Source organism: Bradyrhizobium sp. USDA 4503 (assembly GCF_054055815.1).
This window is the reverse complement of record NZ_JBSRXS010000001.1, coordinates 3,502,748-3,520,520: the sequence shown is the minus strand read 5'-3', so window position 1 is coordinate 3,520,520 and position 17,773 is coordinate 3,502,748. Positions and strand designations below refer to the sequence as shown.

Genomic DNA, 17,773 nt, shown 5'->3' with positions numbered 1-17,773 from the left:
TTGACAGGCGGTGTCGAGGATGGCCGGCACGCGTCGCGGGGCTGCGCGGACGCGATCGGTGCTATTTTTCGGCCTGTTCCGGCTTCGGCTCGGCGGTACCGGCCGTCATTTGCTCCGACTTGGCGAATTCCTTCGGCGGTGCACCCGCGCCGCCATGCTTCGCTTCCTTCAGGTGATCCCCGCGCTGGCGCTTTGCGACGTAGTAATACCCGCCCGCGAAATAACGCACGGCTCGATCGTGATTGCCATCGGCGGCGCGATAGGCGCCGGCGAGGTATTTGATGCCGTATTTGAGGTTAGTCTGGGGATCGCGCAGACCCTCGGCGGTACCGGTGTAGCCGAGGCCGCGTGCAGTGCCGAGCTTGATCTGCATCAGCCCGATGGTGCCGCCGCGTCCGATCAGCTGCGGATGGTACTTGCTCTCGCGCACGATGACGCGATGCACCAGCTCTTCCGGTACGAGGTTGGCCTGGGCCTCGGCCGCCACCATCGCCTCATATTGCGCGCGCGATTGCGCCTGCGCGCTCGCGCAGGACGCCAGCACCGCGATTGCGGCAAGGCAGCCAAGGGCTTGTACGGTCTTCATCTCAATCGCTCGGGCTTTCAGATGCGCGTCGGTTCTGCGGTCTCATTGGTACGGCTAGCGGGCAGGAATGTGGCAAAACCTTCGCATCAGCGAACGTTAATGCATCCGTGATTGTCCGGTCATGGGGTGAAGGGACGACGCGATTGCAAGACGGATGCTTCAAATTGTTTGCTTCAATCGTCTCAGCCAAAAATTGTCTTGGCCTGCAATTTCCTTCTAATTTTTCTGACTAATTTTGCCGCACGCTATCCACAGCAGTTTGTCGTGCAAACGAATCAATGAAGGTCTAGACTTCGTCCACGGCAGAGTGCGCGATCGTTCAGTCAGCAGCTCTGTCCAAGCACGCAAGAAACAACATTCGGGAGATGCGCCATGGTCCGTCAGGACACCGGCTATATGCCTCGCGAAAATCCCTGCGCGCAATGCGGTAAGCCGATCGCCCGCCCTGATTGGGTGGAGCACAGCGAAGGCCGCTCGTCGTTCTTGTGGAATTGCCGCGCCTGCAATTACCGCTTCGAGGCCATCGCGATCTACGAGGAAGCGGAGCTCATTACGCCGCTCGCCGCCTGACGTCTCCTCATCGCATCAGCTTCGCCTGATCAGGCCGCGGATTTCTGCCGCTGCAATTGCTGTTGCCGCGCCGGCAATTCGATCCGGACCACGAGCCCGTGCGGCTTGCGATCGTGCAGCGACAGCGTGCCGGCATGCGCGAGCACGATGGCGTTGGCGATCGACAGTCCAAGGCCGAAGCCTTCGGCCTCATCCATGTTGCGTGCCTGGTCGCCGCGCACGAACGGCTCCAGCACGCTCGCCTTGTGCGCATCCGAGATGCCGGGCCCGTCATCCTCGATGTCGACGACGAGGCGGTCGGGCTTGACGTCGAGGCGGACGGCAACTTCGCCGCCGAACCGCACGGCATTCTCCACCAGATTGGTGATGCAGCGATGCAGGTCGGCCGGCCGCGCGGTCGCCATCGCGTGCTGCGGGCCCGTGTAACTGACCTTGTGTCCCATGTCGGCGAACTGATCGGTGACGAGGTGCAGCGTGCTCGCGATGTCGACCAGCGTCATCTCCTCGAGCTTGCGGTCGTTGCGCAGGAACGACAGCACCGATTCCAGCATCGAGCGCATCTGGTCGAGGTCGCGCAGCATGCGGTGGCGGTGGGTCTCGTCCTCGATGAATTCGGCGCGCAGCCGCATCCGCGTGATCGGCGTGCGCAGGTCATGGCTGATCGCGGCCAGCATCTTGGTGCGATCGTCGATCAATGCGGTGATGCGCTCGCGCATCCGGTTCAGCGCCCGGGCCAGCGAACGAATCTCCTCCGGACCGCGCTCGGGCAGCGGCGCGGCGGCGCCGTTCAGGCTGAAGGTCTCGGCGGCCTTGACGAAGGACGACAGCGGCGCGGTCAGCGCCCATGCCGCCCACAGGCCGAGCAGGGTGACGCTGATGACGGCGAACAGCACCGTCATCATCCACGGTCCACCCCAGAACGGCCTCATGTGCTGATCCGGCGTCAGGTTGGCGGCGAACATGGCGCCGTCGGGCAGGCGGATCGCGACGCGGCGAATTTCGCCGTCATGCGGCGTGCCGCCAGCCTCGCGCGGGAGCAGGAAGATGCGATAGCCGGCGCCGAGCCGGCGCAACGCGTGCAGGCTCGGCGTGTCGGTTTCGGTAAGCGCGCCGGCATCGGAAGGCAGGTCGCCGATCGCAAGTTGCGGGAAGGCACGGGCGACGTCGGCCAGGAGCCGCGGCCGCTCCGACGCCGGGGCATGCCCGAGCAGCTGCGCGGCGGCGGCGAGCTGGGTGTGCCAGCGGTCCGACGGCTCCACCCGATCAGGGCGATGGATCAGGAAGGTGGCGGTGATGATCAAGTGCAGCGCGACGATCGAAACGACGACCAGCGCCGCCATCTGGGCGCCGATCCCCCGCAGACTCAGCACGCGCAGCAGCTTCATGGTCAATTGTTCGTGGCGGCAACCGCCTCCACCCTCGGCGTGAACACATAGCCGCCGGAACGCACTGTCTTGATCATGGTGGCTTCCTGCGGATCGGGCTCGATCTTGCGGCGGATGCGGCTGACCAGCACGTCGATCGAACGTTCGAACGAGCCGGCGCTGCGGCCCTGGGTCAGGTCGAGCAGGCTGTCGCGCGACAGCACGCGGCCGGGCCGCTCGCAGAAGGTGCGCAGCAGGTCGAACTCGGCGCTGGTCATGGCGACGCGCGCGCCTTCGGGGTTGCGCAGCTCGCGCAGGCGGATGTCGATACGCCAGCCGAGGAAGGTCAGCGTGGTCGCGCCCTCGATCGCGCTGGCGTTGCGCGCGGCGGCCTGCCGGCGCAGCACCGCGTTGATCCGCGCCAGCAGCTCGCGCGGGTTGAACGGCTTTGCCAGGTAATCGTCGGCGCCCATCTCGAGGCCAAGGATGCGGTCGACGTCCTCGCCGCGCGCGGTCAGCATGATGATCGGCGTCTGCGATTCCGCCCGCACCTTGCGGCACAGGCTGAGGCCGTCCTCGCCGGGCAGCATGACGTCGAGCACCAGGAGATCCACGCGGTGGTCGGTCATCGCCTTGGCCATCTCGCGGCCGTCGGAGGCGGTCGTGACATGACAAGAATTGGTACGGAGATATTTTGCGATAAGCGATCGCGTCTCGCGGTCGTCCTCGACGACAAGGATATTGGGCGCAGCCTGGGTCATACCGATCTTTTGTCCGTGATTCGGGGAAAGCGGCTCAGGAATTTTGTTTCAGTATGTGTCTGAAATCTTGCCCGGCTATCCGGGTTAACAGGTCGGCCGCAGGCAGAAAAGTTATCGTTCTGTCATCAATCCTGATGCCCTGAAATGCGGGCAGAACCCTCTCGGGATAGCGCATCGGCCCCTGGTCGTTATGGCGGCCGGAGAAGGGGAAGGGCGGCTGTCATATCCGGGGGCGGAACCCGTTACCCCGGCGACGCGTTATTTCTCTTTCGGGTCAAGGAGGGTGAGATGGCTGTCGAGGTCGAGACCAGGCCGCATCAGCTCATTGCAAGCGACCGGGTCGAGGGGACGGCGGTGCGCCGGGCCAATGGCGACATGATCGGCCATATCGAGCGGCTGATGATCGACAAGATCTCCGGCAAGGTATCGTACGCGGTGTTGAGCTTCGGCGGCTTCCTGGGCATTGGAACCAATTTGATCCCGCTGCCCTGGGGCCGGCTGCACTACAACCCGAAGTTCGAGGCCTATGAGCTCGACATCGAGGACGAGGAGCTGAAGCGCGCGCCGTCGTTCCGTGCCGACAAGGATTTCGATTGGGGCGATCGCTCGCAGGAAGTCGAGCTGCATCGCTTCTACGGCGTGCCGCCCTATTGGGGCGGCTTCTGATCGCGCGGCAACATGCGCGCATGACGACGCTCGCCGATCGATGATGCGGTCGCTGGGACGAGCGCGCGGCTTGTGCAGCGCGGTTCGCCGGGACGACTTAGTGAGCCAAACATCGTCACATCATGGACTGCGCGTCCGGCGCAGTCATGAGGCTCAACCGCAAGCTCACTTGAGAGATCACGATCGCTTCCGTCAAGCGGCGCAGCGTTCCATGCGCTGAAAGGTCCTCACCCTGTTCCTCGGCATTTAAGCGGCTTTTGAGCGCAGGTCCGTTAGGAACGGTTGCGAAGATGACGGGTTTTCCCAGCATCGATTTTGCGAGAGGAGAGCCATCAATGTTGGTCAAATCCATCATCGCCGGCCTCGCCGGCACCGCGCTGCTTGCAACCGTCGCCGTTGCGCAGACGCCAACCGATAAGGGCGACAAGATGTCTCCTGCGGCGTCGACGTCAGCCACGTCGCCGGATTCGTTCAAGGGCAACTGGCGCGCGTCGAAGGTCGTCGGCCTTAGCGTGTACAACGACGCCAATGAAAGCGTCGGCTCGATCAATGATCTGCTGATGGAGAAGGGCGGTACAATCAAGGCGGTCGTGATCGGCGTCGGCGGCTTCCTTGGCGTCGGCGAGCACTTGGTCGCGGTCCCGATCGACAAGGTGAAGTTCGTGAACGAGCCGATCGCCTATACCGGCGCCTCGAACACCGGCGCCGGCAGCACCAGCAAGACGACCACCACGGGCGCGGCCCCTGCGGCGGCGACGTCGAAGCCGAATCCCTGGTATCCGGATCACGCCGTGTTCAATGCGAGCAAGGATGAGCTGAAGGCGATGCCGGAATTCAAGTATTCGACCGACTAACGCATCGCGTCACCTGCAAGAGAAGAGCGCGTCCGGTTGCTGCCGGGCGCGCTTTTTTGCTGGCCGGATGAATAAAATTTGGGAAGAGTGTAGGGAGTAGGTCAGGCGATCCAATTCGGACAGCGCGTTGCAATCATCATCAACCCTCACGTGATCATTCGTCAAATGACTGAACAACCTGATGAATGACAAGGAGCGCGATGGCGGCAATCCCGCGGTAGCCCGGATTCGCGGCCGCTACCCGCAATACACGCGGCGCCGGTTGGCAGGCTTTGCGGAGCGGCTGCAACAGAAGGTTCATGCCGACCGCGTGCCGGTCACTTCGCTCGCGCTTGCCGGTCCCACCGAGCGGATCAGCCTCGAGGACGCGCTCAAGCTCGATTATCGGCCGGTCCCGTTGGGCGAGGCGCTGGGACCGCTATGGGCGACCTATTGGGTGCAGGTCGTGGCCGAGGTGCCGCAGGCCTGGGCCGGCTCGCGCGTGGATTTGTATTGGGACAGCCGCTCGGAAGCGCTGCTTTGGCTCAACGGACGTTCCTCGCAGGGTCTCAATCCCGGCCGCCACATCGCGCCGCTCGTTCAGTCGGCGAGCGGAGGGGAGACGATCAGCTTCCATGTGGAGGTGGCCTGCAACGGCCTGTTCGGTGCGTTCTGGAGCGATCCGCAGGCCTACGCGCTGGTCGCCTGCGAGCTGCGCTGCTTCGATTCCGAGGCCACGGCATTCTATTTCGACTACGAGGTGCTGCGCCAGCTCGAGGCTGACCGCGATCCCACGACAAAGTCGAGGTCATACGGCGCTGTCGGCGAGACGGCGCAGCCGGCGCTGGATCGGACCTGGGCGGGGCGCCTGCTGCACGATCTCAACCGCATCTGCAACATCACCGATCCCGACGATCGCGCGACCTGGCCGGCGGCGCGGGCGATCCTCGATGGCCTGCTCGCGGCACGAAATGGCAGCATCGCCCACGAGGTGTCGGCGATCGGCCACGCCCATCTCGACACGGCATGGCTGTGGCCGCTGGCGGAAACCCGGCGCAAGGCGCAACGCAGCTTCTCCACGGCGGTGGCGCTGATGGAGCGCTATCCCGATTTCAAGTTCGCCTGCTCGCAGGCCTATCAGTATGCCGTCATCGAGCAGAATGACCCTGACCTGTTCGCCCGAATTCGCGCCAAGGCCGCCGCCGGCCAATGGATTCCGGTCGGCGGCAGCTGGATCGAGCCGGACTGCAATCTGCCGTGGGGCGAGTCGATCTGCCGTCAGTTCCTCTATGGTCAGCGCTATTTCGAGCAAACGTTCGGCGCGCGCTCCAGCGTGTTCTGGAATCCCGACGTGTTCGGCTACGACGCCCAGCTGCCGCAGCTGATGCAGTCCGCGGGGATGTCGCGCTTCCTGACCCAGAAGCTGTCGTGGAACAAGTTCACCTCACCGCCGCATCACAGCTTCCATTGGCGCGGACTGGACGGCAGCACGGTGCTGGCACATTTCCCCCCGGCGGACACCTACAATGGATCGGCGCAGGTCGCGGAGCTCCGCTATCACGCCGCCAATTACAAGGACGCCGACCGTTCGTCCGACGCACTCTATCTGTTCGGCTATGGCGACGGCGGCGGCGGTGCCGACGAGACGATGCTCGAGACGTTGCAGCGCGCAAGGGACTTGCAGGGGCTGCCGCGAATCCAGATTCGCTCCGTCGACGAGTTCTTCGACCGCCTGGCGATATCAGCGCCGGATCTGGCGACGATCGAAGGCGAGCTCTATCTCGAATATCATCGTGGCACCTACACCACGCAGGCCGAGACCAAGCGCCTCAACCGCGCTTGCGAGGCAAGCCTTCAGGCACTCGAATTCGTGACCACTGTCGCGGCTGCCTGCCGGCAACCGGCACCGTCAGCACAGGAGATCGAAGCGCTGTGGCGCACGCTGCTGGTCAACCAGTTCCACGACATCATTCCCGGCAGCAGCATCCGCGAGGTCTATGAACGTGCGGAGCTCGAACTCGCCGGCGTGGCGGAGGAGGCCGGGCGTCGCACGCAAGCCGTGCTGGCGACACTGTGCGATCCCGAAGACGGCAATTGGACGCCCGTCAACACGCTGGGCTGCGCGCGCGCCGAAGTCGCGTCCGACCCCGACGGCGAGCTTCGTCACATCGTCGCCGCGCCGTTTGCGGCGGGCGAAACGACGACGACCGACGATCGCGTTGTGGTCGCCGCCGATCTGGACGGCTTCGTGCTGTCGAACGCGCGGCTCGAAGCGCGCATTGATCGCAGCGGGCTCGTTCGGTCGCTGCTGCATGTTGCGACCGGCCGCGAGACCTTCGCATCGCCGGCAGCCCGGCTGCTGCTGCTCGATGACCGGCCGCTCGATTTCGAGGCATGGGATATCGATCCGTTCGCGCTGGAGACCGCGCGCGAGGTGACAGGAGAGGTGAGCTGCGCCGTGCTGTCGGATGGCGGACTGCGCGGCGAGATTCGTTTCGAGCGCGGGCTCGGACGCGCGAGCCGGCTCGCGCAGGTGATCCGCCTCGATGCCGGCGCCGATCATCTCGAATTCGAAACCACGGTCGATTGGCAGGAGCGCAAGACGGCGCTGAAGGTCATGTTCCCCATCGCCTGCCGTGCATCGAGGGCAACCTATGAAACCATGTTCGGCGCAACCGAGCGGCCGACCCATGCCAACACGGATGCCGATGCGGCCAAGTACGAGGTGCCCGGGCATCGCTGGGCCGATATCGCCGAGCCGGATTTCGGCGTGTCGCTGTTCAGCGACTGCCGTCACGGCTATTCGGCGTTCGGCAACCAGCTCGCGCTGACGCTGCTGCGCGGCTCCGAATTGCCTGATCCCCAGGCCGATATCGGGCGGCACCGGATGCGCTATGCGATCTATCCCCACCACGGCGACTGGCGCAGTGCGGACACGGTCGGGCGCGCCTTGCGGTTCGAGCGTCCAGTGCTGTGGACGAAGGGAAAAGCGCGCGCGCCGTTGCGACACTCGCTCCTTACCGCGTCTCCGGCCAACGTGATCGTCGATACGATCAAGCCTGCCGAGGATGGCAGGGGCTGGGTGGTGCGGCTCTACGAGAGCGCAGGCATTCGCACCGCCGCGACGCTCGATCTCGGGGTCGACATCGCGTCGGTGTGGATGAGCAACACCCTGGAGGACCGCATCGAGGCCCTGCCGACCGAGGATCGCGGGTGCCGCCTGGCGCTGCGTCCATTCCAGATCGCAACGTTGCGGGTCTTCCAGGCGTAATGCTTGCAGTGACTTTCGCCCCGGCTTGCGCGGAGAGACCGGATCGCATCGCCAGATGCGATCCGGTGTGGAGTAGCCGTCAGTTCGACTTCACCAGCGGACAGCCGCCCTTGTCGAGCGGGCGGAACGCCTCGTCGCCGGGCACGGTGGCGATCAGCTTGTAGAGGTCCCACTCGCCCTTGGATTCCTCGGGCTTCTTGACCTCGAACAGATACATGTCGTGCACCATGCGGCCGTCGATCCGGATGTGGCCGTTCTTGGCGAAGAAGTCGTTGACCGGCGTGGCGCGCATCTGGGCCATCACCTTCGGCGCCTCGTCGGTGCCGATGGCCTCGATCGCCTTCAGGTAATGCATGGTCGCCGAGTAGAGGCCGGCCTGGATCATGGTCGGCATGTGGCCGACCTTCTCGTTGAAGCGCTTCGAGAAGGCGCGCGTCTCGTCGTTCATGTCCCAGTAGAAGGCGTCGGTGACGATCAGGCCCTGGGTCGCCTTGATGCCGAGCGAATGCGTGTCGGTGATCTCCTGCAGCAGCGCGATCATCTTCTGGCCGCCCTGGGTCAGGCCGAACTCGGAAGCCTGCTTCAGCGCGTTGGTGGTGTCGCCGCCGGCATTCGCCAGCGCCACGACCTTGGCCTTGGAGGCCTGCGCCTGCAGCAGGAAGGACGAGAAGTCCGACGAGTTGAGCGGATGACGCACGTCGCCCAGCACCTTGCCGCCGCTCTCCTTGACGACATTGGCGGCATCGCGCTCCAGCGCCATGCCGAAGGCGTAGTCGGCGGTGACGAAGAACCAGGTGTCCTCGCCGCGCTTGACCATCGCCTTGCCGGCGACGTTCGAGAGCGCGTAGGTGTCGTAAGTCCAGTGCACCGTGTTGGGCGAGCAGGCGGTGCCGGTGATATCGGAGGAGCCGCCGCCGGAATTGATGTGGATTCTGTTCTTTTCGCGCGTCAGCGCCGAGATCGGCAAAGCGACCGACGAGGTCGGCACGTCGAGGATCGCGTCGACCTTGTCGTTGTCGTACCAGTTGCGTGCGATGTTGACGCCGACGTCGGGCTTGTTCTGGTGATCGGCTGCGATCACCTGCACCGGCTTGCCTTTCACCTTGCCGCCGTAATCGGCGACCGCCATCTCGACGGCGGCGACCGAGCCCTTGCCGGTGGCGTCCGCATAGAGGCTCGACATGTCGGTGAGCACGCCGATCTTGACGACATCGTCGGAGATCTGGGCGTTCGCCGCGGTCGCTGAGACCGCGAGCGCGAGGCCGGCCGCCGCTGCGGCCAAGAGTGTTTTCATCGTGTTTTTCTCCCTGACTTTTTCGTTGAGGGTTGCTTCCACCGGGGCGTTCTAGCCGCTGCGACAAGCTGTCGCAAAGACGACTTTTTGAGCATGCGCGCGGCAAGTGTTCCCCCTCTCCCCGCTCTTCGCGGGGAGAGGGTTGGGGTGAGGGGCCTTATCCACGGGTGGCGATTGTCGTGAGACCTGTACCCCCTCACCCGGATTGCTTCGCAATCCGACCTCTCCCCGCAAGCGGGGCGAGGTAAGAGAGCAATCCGCTCGGGCAGTGTCCTACAGCGCCGGTAACGTGGTGACGGCGGCCTTGATGCTACCGTCGGTTTCCACGATCACCCGCAACGTCTTGGAATCGAAGTCGATCCCGGCCAGCCGGATGCTGTTGACCTCGGCGTCGACGCGGATGCCCTCCTCGTTCTTCTGCAGGTCGGCGATGGCGGCGGCGACCTTGCGCTGCGCGTTGGTCGCGAATGGCTTCAGGTCGACCACCAGCCGGTCGTTGAGGGTCTGCTGCATGTGCGGGATCGCCGCGCGCGCGGCGGCGCCGAGCAGGCCGAACGCGGCCTCGGATTCCACCGCCAGCTCGACGTCGGTCAGCCGCAGCGTCTGCGACGGCTGGTCGAGCCGCGGCCGGCCCCAGATGTGCACGGTCGCCTCGGCGCCCAGCCCGAACCAGCTGGCCTTCTCCTTGGCGTGCACCAGGAGCGAGATAAGAAGCCGGTCGCCGGAGGCGGCGATGCTCGCGCTCTTGACCGTCACGTCGACCGGACCGGAGCCGTCCTCGGGGAAGGTCTTGCCCTTGAGCTGCGCCTCGACCAGCTGGCTCAGCGTGGTGAAGGACAGGTCGACAGGCAGGCCGATCGCGACCTGGCTCGGCATCGGCGGCACGATCGAGAGTTTTTCGGGGAACGGGCAGTTCGGGGTGGTCTGCGCCTCCGTGATCCGCGTCTCGGCCTCGATCCCCATCGTCAGGATCAGCGAGGACGCATCGACTTTCGGCTGCGCGGCGATCGCGCGGGTCGGTCGCAGCTCGAGCCACATCGGCGGCATCGAGGTGGTGCCGCCGGTGCCTTGCAGCGGGATCGAGCGGCAGGCCTTGGCCCATTGCGTGCGGGCGTTGTTCTGGAACACCGGGTCGTTGTGCAATCGGGCCTCGACCACAGAAATCTGGTCGGCGACCGCCTTGTCGATGACAGGCTTGACCTGGGCCGGCACGCTGATGCGGACGCCGGCCGTCGACAGGCTGGTGTCGCCGAGATTGACCTGTGCCTGCAGGTTCGGCTCGATCCGCCAGGACGCGCCGAGCTTCGGCCGCGCGGTGAGGGTGACGTTGCCCTTGATCTCGGCGTTGGCGTTGATGTTCTTGATGTTCACGGCGCCGATCTGCTTGGCGACATTGCCGCCGAGCAGGCTGCCGAGCGCGTCGTTGACCGCACCGGTTGCCTTGGCGGACAACGCGCCGGTGACCTTGAGCGTGCCGTTGATCGGGGTGGTCAGCGTCAGCACGTCCTGCGCGCCGGTGGCCGCGATCGGCCCGCGCGATGCGGTCCAGCCGATGTCGGCATTTTGCAGGATTTGCTGGACCGGGTTGTCGGCCTTGCCGCCGAACGTCTTCGGCGCGCCGCGTTCGGCGGCGTCGCGGATCGCCGACAGCGCGACCGAGACCTGCGCCACGATCGTCGAGGAACGCGGCGCCTGCGGCAGCGGCGGCAGCTCTGCGAGCTTCGGCTTCTGCACGGTGACGCTCGGCGCGAGCCAGTCCATTGCCTTGAGGCTGATCACGAACGAGACCAGCACCACCGCGGTCCCGAGCGCTATCGTCCTTGGATGCATCGGTAGACGCATCATTCCCCCGGATGAAAATCAACTTGACGGCTTGTACAGGCCCCCCGACGAGGGCGCCAGTGTGGCGGGATCAAGCTGCTTCAGGGGCGAAGGCGTTAAGGTTGATGAACGCGACAACGGCCCCGGCATGAGAATGCCGGAGCCGTCGTCGAGGACGCCTTTGTTAAGGACGCCTTGGAAGGGCGAGACCTAGCGGACGGCCGAGCCGAGATCGGCGCGGCGGTCGGTCATCGGCAGCACGATCACCTTGGTGCCGACGCTGACCCGCGAATAGAGGTCGGAGACATCTGCGTTGGTCAGGCGCAGGCAACCGGAGGACACGCGGGTGCCGATCGTCTCCGGCGCGTTGGTGCCGTGGATGCGGTAGATGGTGCCGCCGAGATACATGGCGCGGGCGCCGAGCGGATTGCCGGGGCCGCCGGCCATGTGGCGCGGCAGATAGGGCTGGCGGGCGATCATTTCCGGCGGGGGCGTCCAATCCGGCCACTCCGCCTTCTTGGTGATGGTCTGGGTGCCCGACCAGGTGAAGCCGTCGCGGCCGATACCGATGCCGTAGCGTATGGCCTGGCCGTTGCCGAGCACGAGATAGAGATAGGTGTGCGGGGTGTCGATGATGATGGTGCCGGGCGCCTCGCGCGTCGGATAGGCGACGACCTGGCGGCGCAGGCGGGCGGGCAACTCGACCGAACGGTCTTCCTCCTGCGTCTGCGGCATCGACTGCACCGGCGGCTGCACGGCCTCGGTCGGCGGCGTCAGGATGAAGGGGAACATCGGCAGCGGAGCGGCCGCGGCGGAATTCGAAAAAGCCACGGTGCCAATCGCCAGCGCACCGAAGGCGGCGGCAGCGAGACGTGAGTTCAGCTTGATGGAATTGAACATTGTCGACCCCTGTTGTTTGCGCCCTGCGCGCCAGTTCCGGCGCGTCGTTGGGTCAAAGCAGTACAGGTGAGGCGTTTCAGGACGTTTGCACGAAATCGCCAAAATGGTTTCGTGCCGTTAGGGAATTGTTTCGTGCGTGTTTCGTCGCACGGTTAAGGCCGGGTTGCCGGGAAGGGGGTGTCCCGCCGCAAGACAGTCTTCCTGGCACGGTGCTTGCTGTCCCAGCGCATTGTTTCGGAATGGAGTGGAAATGATGCTGGGGCACACGATCGGCAGCATGCTGGATCGGCAGAAGGGCTTCGGCCCCGGGTTCGATTTTCTCCGTATCGCACTGGCGATTTCCGTCGTCGCCGCCCACGCGCCCTATGTCGCGAGCGGCAGTGGCGACGGCGAGCAGGCGTGGATCGCCTGGTTTCCGCACTACGCCATTCTCGTGATGTTTTTCGCGCTGAGCGGCTTTCTGATCGCGGCGAGCGGCCTGCGGCTCTCCCTAAAGGAATTTCTCACCAATCGCGGCATGCGGATCATTCCGGCGCTTGCGGTCGAGATCGTGCTGTCGGCACTGATCCTCGGGCCGATCTTCACCGCGCTGCCGCTGTCGGACTATTTCGCCAATTTCGGCACCTACAAATACTTCACCAACATCATCGGCCTCGTGAACTACGTCCTGCCCGGCGTGTTCAGCGGAAATCCCGCGCCGGAGGTCAACAGCTCGCTGTGGACGGTGCCGTTCGAATATGGCTGCTACGCGCTGATGACGGTGTTCATCCTGTTCGGCCTGTTGCGCAAGCCGCCGCTCATCGTGCTCGGTGCGCTCGTGCTGGTCGGCATCGGCCTTGCGCTCGTACTCGCCGGGCATGGCGCGCAACCCTCGCAACTGCCCGCCGGGGTCGCCGGCACGCTGCATGACAGGATCTTCAGCACGGCGCCGTTCCTCGGACGCGGCGCGAAGCTGCCGGTCGCGTTCATGCTCGGCATCGCGATCTATCTCTATCGTGACCGCATTCCCTACAACGGATGGCTTCTCGCCGCGTGCTGCGCGCTCTGCGCGGGCGCCGCGCTGCTCGGTCCGGCGGACTGGATGAGCCAGCCGGTGCTCAATCTGCTGATCGCCCCGGCGCTGGTCTATATCACCGCCTATCTCGGCGTTTCGAAGCTGCCGCGGCTGCCGCTGATTTCGCGCGGCGACTATTCCTACGGCATCTATCTCTACGGCTTTCCGGTGCAGCAGGTGGTGCGGGTATGGCTGCCGCACGCGCCCGTGATCGTTCAGTTCGCGATTGCGCTGCTGCTGATCACGCTGTTCGCCGCGTTCTCCTGGCACTGGATCGAGAAGCCGATCCTGAAGCTGCGCAGCCGCTTCTCCTTCGTGGCGCGCGAGCGCCTTGCGCCGGACGACGCGGCCGCGCCGCGCCAGGACATTGCGCCTCTTGCCGTTGCCGCGAGCGCCGTCCGCAGCAGGCACTCCTCCTGACGAGGAGCCAGCACCTTCGCCGTTCAGGAGCTGAGATATCCGGCCGATCCGTCCCACAGCAGCTTGGCCGCGGTGATGACCAGAATGGCGTAGCAGGCGCGGTACAGCGCGCGCTGGTCGAGACGTTCGTGCAGCCGCCATCCGGCCCAGACGCCGACCGGCACCGCCGGCACGCAAAGCGCCATCAGCATCCACAGGCTGCGCGACGGCGTGGCGAGCACGAGCCACGGGCCGGCCTTCAAGAGGTTGCCGACCGTGAAGAACAGGCTGGTGGTGCCGGCGTAGAGCGCCTTCGGCATGCCGAGCGGCAGCAGATAGATCGCAAGCGGCGGCCCGCCCGAATGGGCCACCATCGTGGTGACGCCGGAGGACAGGCCGGCGAACGTCGCCTTGAACGTCGAGCGCGGACGCGGCTTGATCTCGCCGCCGCCGAGAAGCCACAGCGCGGCGAACACCAGCGTCACCACGCCCATCACGATCTCGACGGCATGCCGGTCGAGATCGCGCAGCACGAAATAGCCGAGGCCGATGCCGACGACGAGCGCCGGCAGCAGCATCGCGAGGTCGATGCGCGACCACGTGCTCGGGCGCCAGAACCGCAGCGCGGTGACGTCCATGACGACGAACAATGGTGCCAGCAGCGCGCCCGCCGCGATCGGGTCCATCGCCAGCGACAGCAGCGGGATGCCGACGATGGCAAAACCGCCGCCGAACGCGCCCTTCATGAAGGCGATCAGGAAGACGCCGGCGAAGGCAACCGCGAGCACGAAAGGTCCGGGCAGGTCAGCGACGATGGACGTGATCATGGTGTCGTGCGAAGCGTTGTGGTCATGTACTCAACATGGCCACGCGCGCCTGCATGCGCAATCCAAACATTGCTCTCGGTGCACATTGCTCTCGGTGCAATTCGGCGTGCACGCGGCCTAGCCGGCGCGCATCCGCGGCAGGCCCGGCTTGTCGCCGTTGATCACGGCGCGGCGGTCGGAGACGGCGTGATGGAATTGCTCGAGCGTCAGCCCGATCACCGAGAGATCGCCTTCCTCGATCGCGCCGTCGTCGTAGCAGTCGAGCGCCTCGCGCAACAGGGCATCCGCGTCGCCCTGCATGGCGGCGAGCTGTTCCGGCGTCTCGGCGCCGCGCACCTGCGAGATCAGGGTCAGCAGATTGTCGCGATGGGTGATGTAGTGCTCGCGCTCGTCGCGCTTCACGTAGTGGCGCAGCCAGGCGCCGGCCGAGCCGAGGCCGGAGAGCAGCAGGATGCCGCCCCAGATGTAGTCGGAGTATTTTTCGAGGAAGGTGCGCTCGGTGCCGTCGATATAGGCGGCCGCGCCCTGATGCGCCGGCAGCGCGGCGTCCTTGTCGGTGTCGGGCTTCTCGATCTTTGCCGCCGCCGGCAGATCGCGCGCGACCTGGAGGCGCAGCGTGAACAGCTGCCGGTCGAGCGCGCCGACGGTCGCCTCGCTCAGCGCATGCTGCGCGATGATGAGGTGATTGACGCTGACGGTCTCGACCTTGTCCTCGGGCCGCGCCGGCGACGAGGAGAAGATGCTGCCGGCGATCTCCTCGGACTCATAGCGCGGATGCTTCTGCGCGATTGCCTCCGAGACATCGACCGGGAGGAAGACCGGCTCGCCGCGCGCCGCCGCCGTCGCCGTAATCGCTTCCGCCGTTATCTTGCTGTCGAGCGGGCCGACGGTCATGTAGGCATCGAGCGAGGGGTCGCGCGCGAGGTCGGCGATCTTGTTGACGGCGAACTGGCTGACCGCGACCTTGTCGGGGTTGACGCCGGACTCGGTCAGGATCACGCGCAGCAGCGTGACGTTGGCCTGGGTGCTGCCGATCACACCGACCTTGTGGCCGGCGAGATCGTCGATGCTCTTGATCTTCGCGGACCGCCGCTTGCCTTTGGCGCCCGAGGGCGCCCACAGCACGACGACATTCTTGCGCAGGATCGCAACCGACTCGGCGCTCGCGGGCAGATCGAGGTCGCCGCGCACCACCGCGAGGTCGACCTTGTTCGCCGTGAACAGTGCGATGCTCTCGGCGGAGCCCTGCGTCGTGACCGGCTTCAGCCGCACCGAGCTGCCGTCGTGCGTAAAGACCTGGGCGAAGCCCTGGATCAGCTTGACGTCCTCGCTGCCGGTCGGGCCGACCGCGATCGCGAGCGTCACCGGACGCAGCGCGTAATACAGCGCGCCGGCGGCGAGGCCGAACACAAGCATGCCGGCCGCAAGGATCAGCAGCGACGAGTTTCGCCGCCTGAGCCTGCGGCGCTTGGCGCCGGGATTTTCACTCTGCTCCGACATCTGGCTGTCACGTTACACGAAAAACCGGCCGTTTGCGTGAAAAACAACCTAACATTTCGATGACGTCATACGTTTGAAACATCCATGTCAGAACGTCGTGCGAGCAGAATCAAGATTAGCGATTTGGATCTCCTGCAATGCGCATACTCGTTGCGACCGATGCCTGGCATCCGCAAGTCAACGGCGTGGTCCGGACGCTGACGTCGCTTGCGCGCAGCGCAGCCGGGCTCGGCGCCGAGATCGAATTCCTCACTCCCGACGGTTTCCGCTCGGTCGGCGTGCCGACCTATCCTGGCCTGCGCGTGGCGCTGCCGAACCGCCGCGAGATCGCGCGCCGGATCGAGGAGGCCGCGCCCGAGGCGATCCACATCGCGACCGAAGGGCCGATCGGCTGGGCGGTGCGCGGCTATTGCCAGCGCAACAAGCTCGCCTTCACCACATCCTATACAACGCGCTTCCCGGAATATGTTTCGGTTCGCACCGGAATTCCCGACAGCGTCGGCTACGCGGTGCTGCGCCACTTCCACGCCGCCGGGTCGATGACGATGGTCGCGACCGACTCGCTGCGCAGCGAGCTCGCCGAGCGCGGCTTCCGCAGGCTCGGCTTCTGGACCCGCGGCGTCGACACCAGAATCTTCAATCCGGACCAGCCGGCGGTGCTCGATCTGCCGCGGCCGATCTTCATGACCATGGGCCGCGTCGCGGTCGAGAAGAACCTCGACGCCTTCCTGTCGCTGGACCTGCCGGGCTCCAAGGTCGTGGTCGGCGATGGCCCGCAAAGGGCGGCATTGGAACAGAAATATCCCGACGCGATTTTCCTCGGCGAGAAGAAGGGGCATGATTTGACCTCGCACCTCGCCGCCGCCGACGTCTTCGTGTTCCCGAGCCTGACCGACACCTTCGGCGTCGTGCAGCTCGAAGCGCTGGCCTGCGGCACGCCGGTCGCGGCATTCCCGGTCACCGGCCCGAAGGATGTCATCGCCAACCATCCGATCGGCGCGATCGACAACGACCTGCGCAGCGCCTGCCTGCGCGCGCTGACGATGTCGCGCGCCGACTGCCGCAATTTTGCGCTGGAGCGTTCCTGGGAAAACAGTGCGCGTCAGTTCATCGGCAATCTGGCCACGCTGCAGCCGAGCCGCGCGCCGCGGCCCGCCCGCCGCGTTGCCGGCCGCAGCGCGGTTCCGAATTAACAGCTCAATCGAACGAGAGACGAGAGACGATCTATGGCTGAAATCATCAAGCTGGGTGCCGACCGTTCCATGGACTTCGACCGCGAGACGGTCGAGCAGGCCTATGACCGCTGGGCGCCGATCTACGACCTCGTGTTTGGCGGTGTGTTCAGCAAGGGCCGGCAGGCCGCGATCCAGGCCACCAACAAGATCGGCGGCCGGGTGCTCGAGGTCGGCGTCGGCACCGGCATCTCGCTGCCGCTCTATAGCCCGAACGTCCGCATCTTCGGCACCGACATCTCGGAAGCGATGCTGGAGAAGGCCAAGAAGCGGGTCGCGGAGCGGGGCCTGAAGAATGTCGAGGGCCTCGCGGTGATGGACGCCGAAAAGCTCGAATTCCCCGACAATTCGTTCGACGTGGTGATGGCGCAGTACGTGCTGTCGGCGGTGCCGAACCCGGAAGCCGCGCTCGACGAGTTCGCCCGCGTGGTGCGTCCGGGCGGCGAACTGATCATCCTGACCCGCGTCAGCGCCGATGCCGGCGTGCGCCGCTTCATCGAGCAGAAGCTGCAGCCGGTGGTGCGCCCGCTCGGGTTCCGGACCGCCGAATTCGCCTGGTCGCGCTACACCAAATGGCTCGCCGGCGCGCGCGGCATGGAGCTCGCGGAGCGCCGCCTGATTCCGCCGCTCGGCCACTTCTCGCTGGTCCGCTTCCGCAAGGCGGATGTTGCCAAAGCCGCCTGAGGCGGCCCAGC

At 65.5% G+C, this 17,773-nt stretch carries 16 protein-coding genes; 7 read left to right on the top strand and 9 right to left on the bottom strand.

What is annotated here, in order from left to right; genetic code table 11:
* Positions 1 to 61 precede the first annotated feature (61 nt).
* Positions 62 to 586 (bottom strand): transglycosylase SLT domain-containing protein, encoded by a 525-nt coding sequence (locus ACVMIH_RS17185; protein ID WP_456862599.1) that lies wholly within the window; start codon positions 584 to 586, stop codon positions 62 to 64.
* A gap of 372 nt (positions 587 to 958) precedes the next feature.
* Between ACVMIH_RS17185 and ACVMIH_RS17180 the strand changes: the two genes are divergently transcribed.
* Positions 959 to 1,156 (top strand): hypothetical protein, encoded by a 198-nt coding sequence (locus tag ACVMIH_RS17180; RefSeq protein ID WP_028332600.1) that lies wholly within the window; start codon positions 959 to 961, stop codon positions 1,154 to 1,156.
* A gap of 29 nt (positions 1,157 to 1,185) precedes the next feature.
* Here ACVMIH_RS17180 and ACVMIH_RS17175 read toward each other — a convergent pair whose 3' ends face one another.
* Both ACVMIH_RS17175 and ACVMIH_RS17170 read right to left on the bottom strand, forming a co-directional pair.
* The gene (locus ACVMIH_RS17175) at positions 1,186 to 2,541 is read right to left on the bottom strand and encodes an ATP-binding protein (RefSeq protein ID WP_076824060.1); all 1,356 of its coding nucleotides are present in this window, start codon (positions 2,539 to 2,541) and stop codon (positions 1,186 to 1,188) included.
* Between the two features lie 2 nt (positions 2,542 to 2,543).
* Complete coding sequence (locus tag ACVMIH_RS17170) at positions 2,544 to 3,281, bottom strand: response regulator (RefSeq protein ID WP_018273044.1); 738 nt, start codon at positions 3,279 to 3,281, stop codon at positions 2,544 to 2,546.
* 288 nt (positions 3,282 to 3,569) lie between these two features.
* On the opposite strand from ACVMIH_RS17170, the gene ACVMIH_RS17165 reads away from it, so the two are divergent.
* Positions 3,570 to 3,947: a PRC-barrel domain-containing protein gene (locus ACVMIH_RS17165; RefSeq protein ID WP_028344225.1), complete on the top strand. Its 378-nt coding sequence runs from the start codon at positions 3,570 to 3,572 to the stop codon at positions 3,945 to 3,947.
* Positions 3,948 to 4,062: 115 nt separating this feature from the next.
* On the opposite strand, the gene ACVMIH_RS17160 is transcribed toward ACVMIH_RS17165, so the two are convergent.
* Positions 4,063 to 4,302, bottom strand: coding sequence for a hypothetical protein (locus tag ACVMIH_RS17160; RefSeq protein ID WP_456862596.1), 240 nt, complete (start codon positions 4,300 to 4,302; stop codon positions 4,063 to 4,065).
* Here ACVMIH_RS17160 and ACVMIH_RS17155 point away from each other — a divergent pair.
* Positions 4,283 to 4,801 (top strand): PRC-barrel domain-containing protein, encoded by a 519-nt coding sequence (locus ACVMIH_RS17155; protein WP_057014954.1) that lies wholly within the window; start codon positions 4,283 to 4,285, stop codon positions 4,799 to 4,801. The two genes, ACVMIH_RS17160 and ACVMIH_RS17155, sit on opposite strands and share 20 nt — an antisense overlap.
* A 181-nt stretch (positions 4,802 to 4,982) precedes the next feature.
* Positions 4,983 to 8,051 (top strand): alpha-mannosidase, encoded by a 3,069-nt coding sequence (locus ACVMIH_RS17150; RefSeq protein ID WP_456862593.1) that lies wholly within the window; start codon positions 4,983 to 4,985, stop codon positions 8,049 to 8,051.
* Between the two features lie 79 nt (positions 8,052 to 8,130).
* Here ACVMIH_RS17150 and ACVMIH_RS17145 read toward each other — a convergent pair whose 3' ends face one another.
* The 3 genes from ACVMIH_RS17145 to ACVMIH_RS17135 all read right to left on the bottom strand — a co-directional run bounded on the left by ACVMIH_RS17145 (position 8,131) and on the right by ACVMIH_RS17135 (position 12,066).
* A complete protein-coding gene (locus ACVMIH_RS17145; RefSeq protein ID WP_057015099.1) occupies positions 8,131 to 9,345 on the bottom strand; it encodes an ABC transporter substrate-binding protein in 1,215 nt (404 codons plus the stop codon).
* A gap of 273 nt (positions 9,346 to 9,618) precedes the next feature.
* Entirely contained in the window at positions 9,619 to 11,187 is a 1,569-nt protein-coding gene (locus ACVMIH_RS17140) for a DUF4403 family protein (RefSeq protein ID WP_456866500.1), read from the bottom strand.
* Positions 11,188 to 11,376: 189 nt separating this feature from the next.
* Positions 11,377 to 12,066 (bottom strand): L,D-transpeptidase, encoded by a 690-nt coding sequence (locus tag ACVMIH_RS17135; protein ID WP_456862590.1) that lies wholly within the window; start codon positions 12,064 to 12,066, stop codon positions 11,377 to 11,379.
* Positions 12,067 to 12,316: 250 nt separating this feature from the next.
* Between ACVMIH_RS17135 and ACVMIH_RS17130 the strand changes: the two genes are divergently transcribed.
* Positions 12,317 to 13,540, top strand: a complete 1,224-nt coding sequence (locus tag ACVMIH_RS17130) for an acyltransferase family protein (RefSeq protein ID WP_253625813.1) — start codon at positions 12,317 to 12,319, stop codon at positions 13,538 to 13,540.
* Between the two features lie 23 nt (positions 13,541 to 13,563).
* Here ACVMIH_RS17130 and ACVMIH_RS17125 read toward each other — a convergent pair whose 3' ends face one another.
* Together ACVMIH_RS17125 and ACVMIH_RS17120 are read right to left on the bottom strand one after the other, a co-directional pair.
* Positions 13,564 to 14,346, bottom strand: coding sequence for a sulfite exporter TauE/SafE family protein (locus ACVMIH_RS17125; RefSeq protein ID WP_076824231.1), 783 nt, complete (start codon positions 14,344 to 14,346; stop codon positions 13,564 to 13,566).
* A 117-nt stretch (positions 14,347 to 14,463) separates the two neighbouring features.
* Positions 14,464 to 15,846, bottom strand: coding sequence for a TAXI family TRAP transporter solute-binding subunit (locus ACVMIH_RS17120; RefSeq protein ID WP_229191587.1), 1,383 nt, complete (start codon positions 15,844 to 15,846; stop codon positions 14,464 to 14,466).
* Positions 15,847 to 15,983: 137 nt separating this feature from the next.
* Between ACVMIH_RS17120 and ACVMIH_RS17115 the strand changes: the two genes are divergently transcribed.
* The gene (locus ACVMIH_RS17115) at positions 15,984 to 17,039 is read left to right on the top strand and encodes a glycosyltransferase family 4 protein (protein ID WP_168857513.1); all 1,056 of its coding nucleotides are present in this window, start codon (positions 15,984 to 15,986) and stop codon (positions 17,037 to 17,039) included.
* A gap of 33 nt (positions 17,040 to 17,072) precedes the next feature.
* Complete coding sequence (locus ACVMIH_RS17110; RefSeq protein WP_057014960.1) at positions 17,073 to 17,762, top strand: class I SAM-dependent methyltransferase; 690 nt, start codon at positions 17,073 to 17,075, stop codon at positions 17,760 to 17,762.
* Positions 17,763 to 17,773 lie beyond the last annotated feature (11 nt).